Source organism: Gaoshiqia sp. US2, from assembly GCF_059705485.1.
Genome location: NZ_AP048550.1, coordinates 1031000 through 1045281, shown reverse-complemented (window position 1 = coordinate 1045281; position 14282 = coordinate 1031000). Strand labels below are relative to the sequence as shown.

At 45.7% G+C, this 14282-nt stretch carries 12 protein-coding genes; 4 read left to right on the top strand and 8 right to left on the bottom strand.

Annotated elements, in window-relative coordinates; genetic code table 11:
- Positions 1 to 391 precede the first annotated feature (391 nt).
- On the bottom strand, positions 392 to 829 hold the full coding sequence (locus AC6H3C_RS03980) for a hypothetical protein (RefSeq protein ID WP_497519393.1): 438 nt from the start codon (positions 827 to 829) through the stop codon (positions 392 to 394).
- Positions 830 to 1167: 338 nt separating this feature from the next.
- Here AC6H3C_RS03980 and AC6H3C_RS03975 point away from each other — a divergent pair, with 338 nt between their 5' ends.
- From AC6H3C_RS03975 to AC6H3C_RS03960, 4 genes are all read left to right on the top strand, one after another.
- Entirely contained in the window at positions 1168 to 2265 is a 1098-nt protein-coding gene (locus AC6H3C_RS03975) for an ISAs1 family transposase (RefSeq protein ID WP_497518523.1), read from the top strand.
- A gap of 109 nt (positions 2266 to 2374) precedes the next feature.
- Positions 2375 to 3475 carry an IS1634 family transposase gene (locus AC6H3C_RS03970; RefSeq protein ID WP_497519392.1) on the top strand — a complete coding sequence of 367 codons (1101 nt, stop codon included), beginning with the start codon at positions 2375 to 2377 and terminating at the stop codon, positions 3473 to 3475.
- A 124-nt stretch (positions 3476 to 3599) separates the two neighbouring features.
- Positions 3600 to 5066, top strand: a complete 1467-nt coding sequence (locus AC6H3C_RS03965) for an ISNCY family transposase (protein WP_497516513.1) — start codon at positions 3600 to 3602, stop codon at positions 5064 to 5066.
- A 227-nt stretch (positions 5067 to 5293) separates the two neighbouring features.
- Positions 5294 to 5743, top strand: a complete 450-nt coding sequence (locus AC6H3C_RS03960) for an IS1634 family transposase (RefSeq protein ID WP_497519391.1) — start codon at positions 5294 to 5296, stop codon at positions 5741 to 5743.
- 142 nt (positions 5744 to 5885) lie between these two features.
- On the opposite strand, the gene AC6H3C_RS03955 is transcribed toward AC6H3C_RS03960, so the two are convergent.
- The 7 genes from AC6H3C_RS03955 to AC6H3C_RS03925 form a co-directional block, all read right to left on the bottom strand.
- Positions 5886 to 7247, bottom strand: coding sequence for an IS5 family transposase (locus AC6H3C_RS03955; protein ID WP_497516615.1), 1362 nt, complete (start codon positions 7245 to 7247; stop codon positions 5886 to 5888).
- A gap of 258 nt (positions 7248 to 7505) precedes the next feature.
- The gene (locus AC6H3C_RS03950; protein WP_497519390.1) at positions 7506 to 8630 is read right to left on the bottom strand and encodes a dihydrodipicolinate synthase family protein; all 1125 of its coding nucleotides are present in this window, start codon (positions 8628 to 8630) and stop codon (positions 7506 to 7508) included.
- A gap of 80 nt (positions 8631 to 8710) precedes the next feature.
- Positions 8711 to 9748, bottom strand: coding sequence for an NAD-dependent epimerase/dehydratase family protein (locus tag AC6H3C_RS03945; protein WP_497519389.1), 1038 nt, complete (start codon positions 9746 to 9748; stop codon positions 8711 to 8713).
- On the bottom strand, positions 9745 to 10878 hold the full coding sequence (locus AC6H3C_RS03940) for a M20 family metallopeptidase (protein ID WP_497519388.1): 1134 nt from the start codon (positions 10876 to 10878) through the stop codon (positions 9745 to 9747). Before AC6H3C_RS03940 ends, AC6H3C_RS03945 begins: the two co-directional genes overlap by 4 nt.
- Before the next feature lie 26 nt (positions 10879 to 10904).
- Entirely contained in the window at positions 10905 to 12143 is a 1239-nt protein-coding gene (locus AC6H3C_RS03935; RefSeq protein WP_497519387.1) for an MFS transporter, read from the bottom strand.
- A 17-nt stretch (positions 12144 to 12160) separates the two neighbouring features.
- Positions 12161 to 13723, bottom strand: a complete 1563-nt coding sequence (locus AC6H3C_RS03930) for a Gfo/Idh/MocA family protein (protein ID WP_497519386.1) — start codon at positions 13721 to 13723, stop codon at positions 12161 to 12163.
- The gene (locus AC6H3C_RS03925; RefSeq protein WP_497519385.1) at positions 13716 to 14216 is read right to left on the bottom strand and encodes a DoxX subfamily; all 501 of its coding nucleotides are present in this window, start codon (positions 14214 to 14216) and stop codon (positions 13716 to 13718) included. Before AC6H3C_RS03925 ends, AC6H3C_RS03930 begins: the two co-directional genes overlap by 8 nt.
- Between the last annotated feature and the right edge of the window lie 66 nt (positions 14217 to 14282).

The following is a 14282-nucleotide window of genomic DNA, read 5'->3' as shown; positions in this document are numbered from 1 at the left end:
AAAAGGGTCACTATGTAGATCACGCAGGCATTGGAGGAAGGGAAAAGCTTTTACCAGGGGAGATCTCACCGTCCACGTGTTGGCTGTGGTGAGAAGTCATCCGGCAGCTGCCGGACATAGTAGCTATCGGTAACGAGCCACGAATAGAAACCGTGGAGGTCTCACCAGATAGTGAAGGACTGAACGTTGGGTTGTCTCGAATTCGATAAGGAGGTCCAAACTTCGAGTTTGCCAGCCTTATCCTAAACAAAGACAGAGGTACTATTGGTGTAAAGAGCGATAGTGTTGATACCTGATGAACCGCCGTGTACGAGACCCGTACGCACGGTGGTGTGAGAGGCGCACTCCGTCAGCTAATTACTGGCGGAGCCGTCTACTCGATTAGCAACTGTTATTTTTTTAATTCATATTTGTGTCCAAATATCAAACTCCAACATGTTCGAATTGAATTGTCTCTAATTCGATGAATTTCTCGTCCTGATTTATTTAATCTATAAAGATGCTCTTTATCAAGTTTAAAGTTCTCAATTTTTATAGGATTTTCAATCAGCATAATTGAGTCTTTTAAGCTCATAGTTTTCGGATAATTGAACTTTATGAAATATTTCAATTGCAAACTATTATTATCAATTTCATAAAGTCCATATTCACTCCAGTTTAAATCGTACTCAGAAGTCCATTTGAATGTTTTATCGGTATATAATTCAATTGACTCATACAAGATTCTATCTGCAAATCCACGGTAGATGATTGTATCTTGTCCAAATAGTTTATTTGAACAGTTTATTAAAACTATCAAGATTAAAATATGCCTATAAAATTGTTGCATCGTCGGTTTTATAATAGTTGCTAACGTTGGTGGTATGAAAAGTTGCCGTTTGCGGGCGATTTCCTATCAAGCCGTTGAGAACTTGATGCGGGCTAAAACCCTTGAATAACGAACTATCCCGGCAATTTTTTATACCACGTGTGTGCGCCCTGCATAAGCAGCGCGCACACTTGTTGTAAGCTCTGGAAAAAGTTTAAAAATACAAATAAACTTTACATAGTAGCCAGGGCAAACGCATCTAAAAAAACAATACGCCTAACTGCTTAATAATCAGTCGAATAAGTTGTTTTTGCGATGAAAAAATTGTATATTTATCTGATAATCAGATAGATGACAAAATGGATAGCAAAGGTAATTTATTGTCGTATTTTTCAGAAATGAAAGATCCACGTATTAACAGGACTAAACGTCATCTCATGGATGACATAATTTTCATCGCGATTGCTTCAGTGCTTTGTGGATGTGAATCATGGAACGACATGGAAGAGTACGGGGAGATAAAAAAGGAGTGGCTCAGCAGCTTCCTTGAGCTTCCCAACGGGATACCTTCCCATGACACGTTTAACCGCTTTTTTGCTGCATTAGATGCCGATGAGTTTGAGAATTGTTTTTTATCTTGGGTGAAGTCAATACATCAAAGAACCCATGGTGAGGTTATCAGTATTGATGGCAAAACCATGCGCGGGTCTCGCAAACAGGGATGCAAAACGGCAACCCATATTGTAAGTGCCTGGGCTGACGAGAATGAACTTGTTCTGGGACAAATTAAGGTAGAAGAAAAGTCAAATGAGATTACAGCTATTCCCAAACTGCTGGATGCCCTTTTATTGGAAGGGTGTATCGTTACGGTTGATGCCATGGGGTGCCAGAAAAATATTGCGCGTAAAATAGTGAAGAAAAAAGCACATTACATTCTTTCGGTCAAAGAAAACCAAAAGGATCTGTATGAAGATATTCAGGACAGTTTCAGGGTTTTGCCTGTAAACGATTATTTTGAAGAGCTTGATTACGGGCATGGAAGAATAGAGACAAGGCAATGTAGTATCATAGAAAACCTGAGCCTGGTAGAAAGTGCCGAAAAATGGAATGGGTTGGCCTCTGTTGTCAAAGTGGACCGTGAACGGTACTTTAAGGCAACAGGCAAAAGAGAAAACGAAACAAGTTTTTACATAAGCACATTAAAAAAAGCTGACATAATCGCCCATGGCGTCCGGAAACATTGGGGGATTGAAAACAAGGTCCATTGGGTGCTTGACGTTGCTTTTGGGGAGGACCTGAGCCGAAAACGCAGTGGCAATGCTGCTCAAAACTTCTCCAGCCTCAACCGGATTGCATTAAACCTTTTAAAAAAGGACGATACCAGGGTGGGGATTAAAAGCCGAAGAAAAATGGCCGGATGGGGCAATGAATATTTGTTAAAGCTGATTGGCAATTAAATTAGATGCGTTTGCCCTGGGTGTCCCATGGCTATTTTTGTTGCATGTTTGTTCGTCGCAAAGCAAATAAAACGGGATCGGTCAGTGTCCAGGTTGTGACAAGAGCCATGTGCGTTACCGGGTAATCAAAAGTTTGGGTGCAGGGAGGACCGAGGCGGAAGTTGTCCGTTTAGAAGAGAAAGCTCGCCAACATGTACGCGAACTTACCGGAACAAACAGGTCTCTTTTTGAGGATGAAGATGAAATCAAGCTGGAGGACTTCCTATCAACCATTTCCAACTCACAGATACAAGTCATAGGCCCTGAAATCATATTTGGGACACTTTATGACCGGATCGGCTATGGCCGTATCCACAATGAGTTGTTCCGGCATCTGGTTATAACCCGGCTGTTTAATCCGGGCAGCAAGCTGAAAACGATCGATTACCTTTTCCGTTATCAAGGCGTTGTCTATAACATCAGTAAGATTTACCGGTTTCTGGACAACCTGTGCTTCCGCAGGGAGGCAGTGGAAAGCCAACCAGATGGGATCCCCGACATAAAAAAGCAGGTGGAAGATATCTCCTATTCCCATACGCTTCGTGTGCTGGGAGGGAAGATCGATGTGGTTTTCTACGACATGACCACGCTCTATTTTGAATCAAGCGACGAAGACGATCTTCGGAAAACCGGTTTCTCAAAGGACGGCAAACATCAATGCCCCCAGATTTTTCTTGGCTTGTTGGTTGGCCAGGGCGGGAACCCCATCGGTTATGAACTGTTTGAAGGGAATATTTTCGAGGGAAATACTTTTATCCCGGTACTGCAACGCATGGAAGAGCGGTATAACCTTGGAAAACCCGTTGTCATTGCCGATTCTGGCCTTTTGTCTAAGAAAAACATCTTGGCATTGGAAGAGAACGGGTATGAATATATCCTTGGGGCACGCCCCAAAAACGAAAACGACTTGATCAAGCAAAAGATTCTTGCCTTTGATTTAAAAGACGGTGATGTGCGGACGATAAAGAAAACAGGGGCCACCCGGTTGGTTTTGTCCCGGACAAACAAGCGGATGTCCAAAGATGCCCATAACCGCAAACGTGGATTGGACAGGCTGACCAAGCGCCTGAACAGCGGAAAACTGACCAAATCAAACATCAACAACAAGGGATACAACAAGTATTTAGTGTCTCTAAGAAAACCTGCAATAATTTATAGATCAACAATATAGTATTGATATCTTTTTTGAATCTTTTGGGTTAATTGTTTTGATAAGTTGATTATAGTGCAGATATTCAGGGTATTATTACATGAGGATAGGATATTTTGACCACTTGACAAAAAAAGATTGAACCATGAGAAAAAGATTCGAACAACAATTGGGGTTAGGGCAATTGCCAATCGAAGCTACTTATATTAATCCCAAAAGCAAGAATGCTTTAGATCAACTTTTAGCAGCGTTGAAGGCGATCTATTGCAACAAGAAATACAACGAAGAGATATTCAGTATTTTGGAAGATCATATCAATTCCGGGAAGAAAAATACGGGAAGGACAGGAATGGACCTATGGAGTATTTTTGTTTTGGCCCAGGTTCGCTTGTGTTTGAATTTAAGTTATGATGTGTTGCACGATCAGGCAAACAACCACCACAATATGCGGTGTTTGATGGGCGTAGAAAAGGGCTTTGGTTTTGAACGTATCGAGTTTGAATACCAGAATATTTATGACAATGTCGCCCTGCTTAGCGATGAAATGGTTTGGGAATTAAACAAGGTAATCCTGGATTTTGGGCATGGAGAGGTGTTTAAAAAAAAAGAACATACAGCATTGCGCTTAAAATCAGATAGTTTTGTTGTTGAAAGCAATGTTCATTTCCCCACAGACTACAACCTGTTGTGGGACTGTGCCCGAAAATGCATCGGCACCGTTTCAAGGATAATGAACAAACATAAGGATATTGGAGGTTGGCGCAAGATCGGCAATTGGCGTACAGAGTTGAAAAAGTTGATGCGCAATTTGGGCCATGCCAACCGTTCAGGAGGCAAAAACAAGAAAGAAAAAGTAGTTGCCGCGGCCGAAGAATACCTCAATAAATCAAGGTTATTGCTCAAAAAACTAAACGAAGAAAAGTCCGGTTTCCCGCTAACGGACATGGGCGATCTGGTATTGATCATTACGTTGGAGCACTACATGGAACTTCTTGAAAAGCATATTGACCTGGTCGACAGGCGTATATTAAAAGGCGAAACCATTCCGCATGAAGAAAAGATGTTTTCGGTATTTGAAACCTACACCGAGTGGATTACAAAAGGGAAGATGAACCCCAGTGTTGAACTGGGCAAAAAACTGAACATCACCACCGACCAGTGGGGGCTGATCGTGGATTACCAAATAATGGAACAACAACAAGACCGGGACATTGTTATCGAAATGGCCGACAGGATTTTAACAGAACATAAAGTCGCATCGTGGAGCTTCGACAAAGGCTACTGGTTAAAAGAAAACAAGGAAACCCTTCAGTTGGAAGTTGACCAGGTTATCATCCCCAAACTTGGGAAGCGCAACAAAAAAGAGAAAAAGGAAGAACGCAGCAGGTCATTTAAAAAACTGAAAAACAAGCACAGCGCGATCGAATCAAACATCAACGAATTGGAACACCGGGGGCTCGACCGTTGTCCCGACCGGAGTTATGCGCATTTTAAAAAGTACATCGGGTTGGGCGTGTGCGCCTACAACCTCAAGAAAATTGGGAAACAAATCCTGAAGTTGGAGCGTGAAGCGCTTGAAGCGCCCACCAAGCAGATTAGGAAAGCTGCTTAGTAAAATCGGTTCAAGGAAAAAACATGAAAATTAAACATGAAAGGGAGAATTATGCCTGGAAACTAAAAAATTACACCGAAAACCCAATTTTCGGTGGCGAAAATTACGGCAACCAATTAACAGGCTAAAAAATTTAGTGGTAGTAACCGAAAAAACAAGCCGATTACATATAATTATGTACACCTTTCGAAAAAAACGGGTAGTTTTCTTAAAGACACTATTTAAAGATGGAAGGGATAGTTACCATCTCTATTGATTTGGAAAAGTTCAATGCCGATGCCGCCTGGGATGGCATAAAAGGATACTTGACCAACACTGCCCTTCAGGCAAAACAGGTGATCGCAAATTACAGGAACTTATGGTTTATTGAACGTGCTTTTCGTATGAACAAAACCGATCTTAGGGTACGTCCAATATACCATCGGCTATATAACAGGATCGAAGCCCACATTTGCATCTGTTTCACTGCATATACGGTAATGCTCGAATTGGAAAGATTGCTCAAGGCCAAAAAATCGGTCATTAGTTTGAAAAGGGCACAAGAAATAACGCACAATATGTACCAAATCCTTTATCAATTACCCTACTCGAAAGATACCAAAGCTCGAATGTTAAGAATGGATAGCGAGCAACAGGAACTATATGATATTATAATCCAATCCAAAACTGTAAATTGAAATTTAGGTGTCCCATTGACGAAAACAGGAAAAAATTTGTGTTATTTCCGATTGTTCATTTATTCACAATATGAATTTCTTTTAATGGCACTTTGAGTTGCTTTTCAATATTGTATCTCTTTCTGAAAGGAACACTATCTAGTCAAACGTGAAAAACCCTCATTTTTCCAGAAAGCATGAAACTTAAGTTTCTACTGAAGAGGAAAATTAGGTTTTCAAATAGCTCAAAAATATTTTTTGCCCCGGATTTTAACCTCCGGAGCATTTTTCTCAGGTTGAAACCGACTGCCGCCAGGATTGAGTTCATATTGTCCCCAATCTGGTCGAGCAGGTAATTCCGAAGCATCCGGTGGTCGTGTTTCACGTGGCCAATGACTGGTTCTATCCCGGCCCTGGCCCTGAAGCGTTGCCTTGTTTTTTGCCGTTGGTATTTGTTGTGGCTTTCAAGTGGTTTCCCCGGGCAAATAATTTGTGTGCCATTTACTTGTTTGCGGCCCCGGTATCCCCTGTCAACAATTCCTGTTTCGGGCTTGTGGCCGGTGATCCTTTCCACTTGCGTCAGTTGGGGAGAGAGGGTATCTCCATCGAAGGGGTTTCCGCAAAAGCTTATGATCCCGATAATGATTCCCGATTGACGGGTCTTTACGATTGATACTTTGTTCCCAAATTCGTATTTCTTGTGTTCTTTGCCTTTGGCAATACAACTTACCTGGGGCTGGTGAATACTGTAAACCTTGTTCTTCGAACCCCGGGTTTGGGTCAGTACCCGTTTAAAAATACAGAACTGGTTTTGGTATTTCATTTTTTGGGCTTCTCCCATCTTGCGTTCCAGGTCACGAAAAATCTTTCCCGCAATCACTTTTATCCTTCGCCTGGCGGCCAACGCCTTCTTCTTTCTCCGGGGATGGTCATGGAAGCGCTGGTCGATCAGCAGTTGCTTTAATTCGCGTTGGTAGGTCTGCCTCAGGTGGATGCCTTCTTTCTTTGAGATTTTCCGGCACTTTTCGATGATTTTCTTCTGAAGTTTTACATCGGTGGGGAAGGTGATGTTTTTCTCCTGTACCGTGGTATCGATTAAAACTTCTTTTTCCCGGATTTCTTTGCTCCCAAACAAATCCACTGTTGCCTTCAAAATCTGTTCGGCTCCATTTTCCCCGATACGCCTGCGAAACTTGATCAACTCGGTCCGGTCGAACGGAAAATCGTGACGGAAATAAACTTCTCCGCAGAAATATTGCCAGTACGGGTTTTCGATCCAACGGTCAAGCACGCTTTCATCGCTCTGGTTATACATCCTGCGCAACATGACAACCCCAACGATCAACCGGATCGGGACAGATGGACGCCCGTTGTCGGCACAATAATAAACACTCAAATCATTCTCCAGACTTTTCCAGTCTATTTTCCCGGAAAGTTGAACCAGTTCATGGCTTTCATCAATAAATTGTTTCAACGGGACCCGGAACATACTTAATTGCGGATTTTTTTCTTTTTGACCTATCATTTCTACCAGCTTTTTCTCAAATTTGGCAAAAATCCGGTAGATTTTACTCCCCCAAAATCAAATTTAATCAACAATATTGTATTGATTATCAACAATGTGGAAGCATTATTTTGATTTTTCACGTTTGACATATAAGATCAGGTTAATCATAAAAGCACGGACTTTTCTTTCTCACTCCGAATCTCCTAAAGCGACGGACATTTAAGGCATGTATTATTTCTTAAAAAGAATTGGAAATGGTTAAATTTTGTCAATTTGTTACTTCAACCACCGGTCGCGGTTTTCGGCAATAAATTCATCGTCGTTCAAGTGCGGGTATACCCTGTAAACCCGGTCGATTTCCTCTTTTTGTCCCGGCGAAAGGGTTTCCTTTTTATTCAATGTCCATATTCCTTCGAGCAGCCCCTGGCGGCGTAGTACTTCGTGGATGCCGGCAATACAACCTGCAAAGTGGTTGGCCGCATCGAAAAAGGCCGCATTACAATCGGTAACCTGCACTCCTCGCGCCAGTAATTCACCGATGTTTTCGTTTACCGCCGGGGCACGTATGTCATCAAGCAGTTCAACTGCTTTTTTTGTCCACACAGCCCAATGTCCCAGCAATCCGCCACAAATACGTTTTGTCACCAAGGTTCCTTTTTCGTCTGACAGCTTGTATGCAGTCAACAAATCAGCTACAATATTATCATCATTCCCGGTGTAAAGGGCAATTTCGCCTGCCCGTCCCGATTCGATGACTCCACGTACCACGTCGAGTGTCTGGTAGCGGTTGAAAGGCGCCATTTTGATAGCCACTACATTTTCAATGCGGGCAAATTCACGCCAGAAATCTACGTTGAGTTTTCTTCCGCCAACTGCCGGCTGAAGGTAAAAACCCACTACCGGGATGATTTCGGCTACTGCTTTGCAGTGTTCGAGCAATGCTCGGTTCGATGCTTCTTTGAGCGCTCCCAGGCTTAACAAAACGGCATTGTACCCCAGGCCGGCGGCCAGGCTGGCTTCCTGCACTGCCTGAGGGGTCGGGCCCATCGCCCCGGCGATCAGTATTTTTGTACATTGATTCTTTTCTGTGAACCGGGCATGTTCTTCTTTTGCTATTTCAAGTATGGGTTTGAACAACCCGATTTCAGGCAGTCGTATTTCAAACTGGGTGGTATGTACCGCAACGGCCAACCCGCCTGCCCCGGCATCAAAATAATAACGCAATAGTGCTCTTTGTCTGCGTTCGTCCAATTGCCTGTTTTTGTTTAATGCCAGAGGGAGCGCCGGAATGACCATGCCTTTATGCAAGGTTTCCAATAGGTCTTTGGATAAAGGCTTCTCCCCAGCACTCTCCAACGGAGATGGGGACTGATCGGCGCTTTTTGTCAGCTTTTCTTTCATTTTTTTCTTTTTATTTTCTTACTGTATTCTGCTTGGTTATTGCTCTCTTACCCTTCCTCCTTCGGTGGAGATGGAGGAGGCTAATATTTTCCGTCCCTTACTTCAAAATGGGTTTGTTTGTTCAGTAAACGGTTCCCGTGGCTTATCCAACCGGCAATCCACCGGATGATGAGATCGACGTTTACCTTGGGTTTTCCGAATAAACAATGGGAAAATGACGCATTGCTGAGCAGGGCTGTGGAAGATTCCTGGCCGACAATTTTTGGGGATTTACCCAAAAGTTCCCCAAATTTAAGAGCAACCTGTCTGACAGAAAGAGTTTCAGGCCCCGTCAGGTTAATTATTCTGGCCGGGCTGCTGCAATGTTGAAGCGACAAAAGGGTCATGGCATTCATATCGCCCTGCCAGATCACGTTAAAATAACCCATCGACAAGTCAAGAGGTTCCTCTTTTTGTATCTTCCGGGCAATATCGACTAAAACGCCATAACGCATTTCTACTGAATAATTCAGCCGGATCAAAGAAACGGGAGTGCCGTATTTTTTACTGCTGTATTCAAACATCCGCTCCCGGCCAAGACACGACTGGGCATATTCGCCAATCGCTTCCGGTCGGTCGGTTTCGAGCGACCCGCCAGAGTTTATATCCACCAGCGGGTACACGCAGCCGGTTGAAAAGGCAACAATTACCGAGTCTTTATAATGTTCGGCTACCAATGCCGGCACGTAGGTGTTCATGGCCCAAGTGAGGGAGAGGTTCGATTCGGAGCCGAATTTCATACCTGCCAGAAAAATAACATTCTTTACTTTAGGAAGGCTTTTTACGAAATCCGGGTCAAGTAAGTCGCCCCGGAGGGTTTCAATGCCAAAGTTTTCGATTTCTTTTTGTTCTTTTTCATTACTGAAGCGGGACAGCCCGATGATCCGACGGGGAATGCCGGCCTGTTCGCTGGCCCTTTTGGCCATCCGCGCTAATGAAGGGCCGATTTTCCCGGCAATACCCAGAAAAAGGATGTCCCCTTCTAGGTTTTTAAATAACTCAACAACCTCAATCGTGGGCGCCGAAAGGAGTTCTTCCAGTTGCTGTTCGTTTGCAATGGTTTCAGGATATTCGGTCATCGGTAGGTTTCTCCTATTCTTAAAATGATATTTTTATAGATAGTCACTGCGTCCCTGATCTTTTCGATATAACAAAACTCGTCGGTCTGGTGCGCCATTTCAGGCTGACCCGGTCCCAAAATGACCGTAGGTACGCCTCCGTATAATGGTTGCAACACAGCCCCGTCGGTCATGTAAGGTAGCGACTTCCGGTCGACCCCTTTATGAGGATCGATACCGCACACATCGTAAACAAGCCGTACAAAAGGATCCGATTCGCCAGTACTGACCGGCAAAAGGTCGACCAGTTTCCCGATGGACACTTCGGATCCCATTTTCAGTGAAAGACGCTCCAGCAGGTCAGTATGACTGACTGTTGCTGTAGAGCGGATGTCGATAGTAAAAGTAGCGCTGTCGGGGACCGAGTTCAGGTTTTTCCCGCCACTAACCATTCCGACATTGATGGTCGGCCATCCGTGCAATGTATCATATTCGACATTAAACTGGAATTTTTCGATTTGGCCGATTGCCCTTGCCACTTTGTAGATAGCGTTATCGCCCAGATTGGGCATGGATGAGTGGGCTGTTTTCCCTGACGCGGAAACATTCAGGTACAAAGCTCCTTTATGTCCGATGGCAGGGATGTTGGAAGTGGGTTCGCCCACAATAATAGCGCTTGCCCGGCCCACATCGCAGCAGGTGTCGGCCAGGTGTTTCGCTCCATGGCAACCGGTTTCTTCGCCGGCAGTAAAAATAAGCCGGATGCCCCCCGGTGGAACAGCTTCACGAAATGCCTGTACAGCGGCACAAATCATGGCGGCCAGCCCGCCTTTCATGTCGCTTGAACCCCGCCCGTGTATTTTCCCTTCTTTTATCGTTCCTGAAAAGGGATCTTCAACCCAATGTCTTGCCCCCAGCGGAACGGTATCGAAATGACCAGTTAAAACGAGTGGAGGGAGATCGCCGGAAAGCCCTTTTCCCGCAATCAGGGTCAAACGGCCAGGCGCCAACTCATCGTATTTTACATTGAAACCGTTTTCAGCCAGAAGTTTACCGGTAAAACGGGCAATTGCCTGTTCGTTTCCCGGGGGATTGATGGTATCAAATGAAATAAGTTTTTGTGTAAGTGCAATAACATCGTCAGTAATCATATTTTGTTCTTTTTCCCGGTTGTTTTCTATTCAGAATATCCCTCTTTTCTTAATGCAGATTTAGGTAAAAATGAAATAAACGCTACCCCGGCCAAGGCCACACAAATCAGTATCATAAAACCCAGCTTGTAGCTTTTAGTTGCTTCGTTATACAAAGCTCCAACCAAAACCGGGAACAGCGATTCGGCCACCCCGTCGGCCACTAAAATAATTCCCATAACCCGGCCAAGTACCTTAACGCCAAACAGGTCGCCAGCCATTAAAGGGATAATCATATAATCGCCCCCAAGGCCTATGCCGTAGATGAAGGCAAACAGATAAATACGACCTGAGAAATCGGGTAGCATCAGCAAGGGAATTGCCGAAGCAACCAGCAGGTAAATAAGGATCATCACGTATTTTCGGCTGATCAGGTCGGAAAGAAAGCCCATCAATACTCTTCCAACCAAGCTTGCCAGCAACACAAACGACATCACCTGGGCCGCTTCTGTCTGGGTAAATTCCAGATCGCGCAGGTAAAGTTTCAGATGTTGGCCTACCCCTCCAACAGTGCCGATAGCACACATACTCCCTATGGCTAAAAGATAAAATTCAGGTTTCTTCAGAATTTTTTTCATCGGAGGCATTGTTTTTTTTCCCTTTTCTTGTTTTATGGTTTGCCGGGGAGAAGGATCTTTGATAAACCAAACCATGGGCAGGGAAATCAACACAACCATGACCCCCAATATGCATAGCGCCATGTGCCATCCAAACACTTTTTCAAGATGAGTTGCCAACAGGGGTACAATAGCTCCTCCTGTGCCAATGCCCAGGTAGGCAATTCCCATGGCTTTGCCCCTGTTTTTATCAAACCATCTGGAAATTAGGACCTGGCAGGGGATAGGGCCTCCCAGTACATAGCCCAGCGCGTTGATCAGATAAAACAGGTAGAACATACTCAGGTTGTCGGCAAAACTAAGCCCCATCAGAGCAGCGCCCATCATCAGCGAACCGGAAATCATCAGCCGCCGTGGGCCGTAACGGTCGATCATCCATCCGGCAATAAATCCGAACAACGGGCCAACCACCAGTTTCCCGACTGCATTGCCCGAAGTGACAACAGCCCGCGACCAACCGTATTCTCCGGTCATAAAATCGTAAAAAAACGGAAGCCCGTAATAGGCAAAACCCGACAATGCCAACAACGACAAAAAGGCTGTTGCTACCATGTGAGCTTGTGAACTTCGACGCAAAGGCACATTTTTTTGTGTAGTGTTGATTGTCATTATTTAAAAAATATGGGTCACACAATTTTCCGGTTTATCGCATCCCACCTGACCATTCGTTTTTCGGCATACGAACGGTGTGCCATGATGCAGGCGACCCCTTCCTGGTAGGCCATGTCGATATTGGCGCCTGGCGTGCCCCCGTTACGAATGCAGTGCAGCCATTCGCGCAGGTGCAGGTGGGTGACATCCACCGCCTGTCCGTTGACCGTGGTCGTAGTGAGTCCGCGCGCTGCATAATACCTCTCTGAAGCTGATGTGACCGCATCGATCTGTCCGGCCCCGGGGTTGTAAGCCAACAGGGGAGAATTGGGGTCAATACGCCCCGACTCGATCCCTTTTTTGTAGCGGGTCGAGTTCCGGTCGGCTTTGATAACTATGGCGCTGCCCAGTTCCATGGAGGCATCGTGTCCCATGAATACCCTTCCCCTTCCCCGGCTCGAAGCCAGGTTGCCGCTGTACAGCAAGGTCAGTTCCCTTTCGGGGTATTCAAACACGCAGTGTAGCGAATCGGGCATGTCGCGCCCGTCTTTCCAGTAATAAATCCCGCCCGAAGCAACCGCCGTTTCCGGGATACCTATCTGCAACAACTGGTTCACAGCGTCGAACTCGTGTGTGAACAGCTGCCCGATCATGCCGTGGTCGTAGTCGAACCATTGGGTCCAGTTGTAAAAACGCTCGATGCTGAAAGGTACAGGCGGGGCGCTGCCCAACCACTGTTGCCAGTCGATAGTTGCCTGGTTGCCTGGTTTAGGATTACCTTTGGCGTCAAGATGCCTGATCCAGGCGCCTTCTGCGGTATTTCGGTTGGAGGTGGTTTCGACCAGGGTGATTTTTCCGAGGATGTCTTTTTTTATGATTTCCCTGGCCTGGCGGAAAACGATGCTTTGGGTGATCTGGTGCCCCAGTTGGTAAACAATGGGGCTATCTTTTACCGTGTGGTACAGTTCGTTCAACTCGTCTTCGTGCAGGGCCGGGCTTTTTTCGCAATACACATGCTTCCCTGCTTTGGCTGCATCAATAGACATGCGGGCATGGTGATGGTCGGGTGTGGCGATGATCACCGCATCAATGTCCTTGTCGGCCAGCATTTCGTGGTAGCTGCGGTAGCGTTTGACCGGCAGTTTGGGAGCTTGTTCCCCGCCGGGGCGGACCGTGTTTTCTGCCGTGGCGATCCCTTTTTCGGCATGAAGGTCGAACACATCGCAGATGCCGGTGATAGCCACTTCCAGGTATTCCTGTGCCATCCAGATTTCCAGCGTGTTGCGCTGTTGCCGGTTTTTCACCTCATCGGGGTGCATAAACCCCAGGGCGTTGGCAAGTTGGGTGGCGCGGGTGCCAAAGCCGATGATGCCTATACGAACCAGGCTGCCCACGGGCTTTTGGGTACCATAACCGGGAAGGGACACCTCTATAGGCCCAAGTCCCAACTCTTTGATCACCGAGTTTCGTTTGGACAGGTCGTAACTTCTTTTTTCCAGCAACCCGGCGCCGAACAGTCCCAGTACCGGGACTCCCGCCAGCGCTTTTAACAAAGTACGCCGGGGCATGTTTTGTGCATTTTTCAATTTGTCAGTCATTTTTTTCTCCTTTCTTGATGAAGCGGCGAGCCAGGGCGTCCAGCCCGAAAACGTTACTGGTTGGGAAAAGGGCCAGCACCGCCAGGGCAATGGCCTCGATCAGGGTCTTGTTGATTACCAAATTGTTGCCGTCGGTGGGGACTGAATATTCCAAACCCACCAGCGGCGGGCAGTTCAGGTAATAAACCAATAACAGAACTGCCCCTGAAATGGCCGCGACCCGGAAGAACATCCCCATGATCAGTCCCAGCCCGATTGCGATCAGTCCCCAGGTATTGAGCAGGTCGACCACATTCAGGATAGCCGCGTCGGAAACGACCCAGCGGGCAAAGCCAGACAGTACCCATTGTGATTGTTTTAAAAAACCAGCCGACGACCAGGCCGGGTCCAGCAGCTTGGCAACCCCTTCGTACAAAAGGTGCCAGCCTGCTGTAAATCGCAACAACAATAAAAAACTGAATTGCAACTTGGTGAACTCATTGTGTAGATTCATTTTTAAACATTTGTTTTTCAATTCTTTTTAAATGACGATGGAATTTATATTTGCATAAAGAAATCC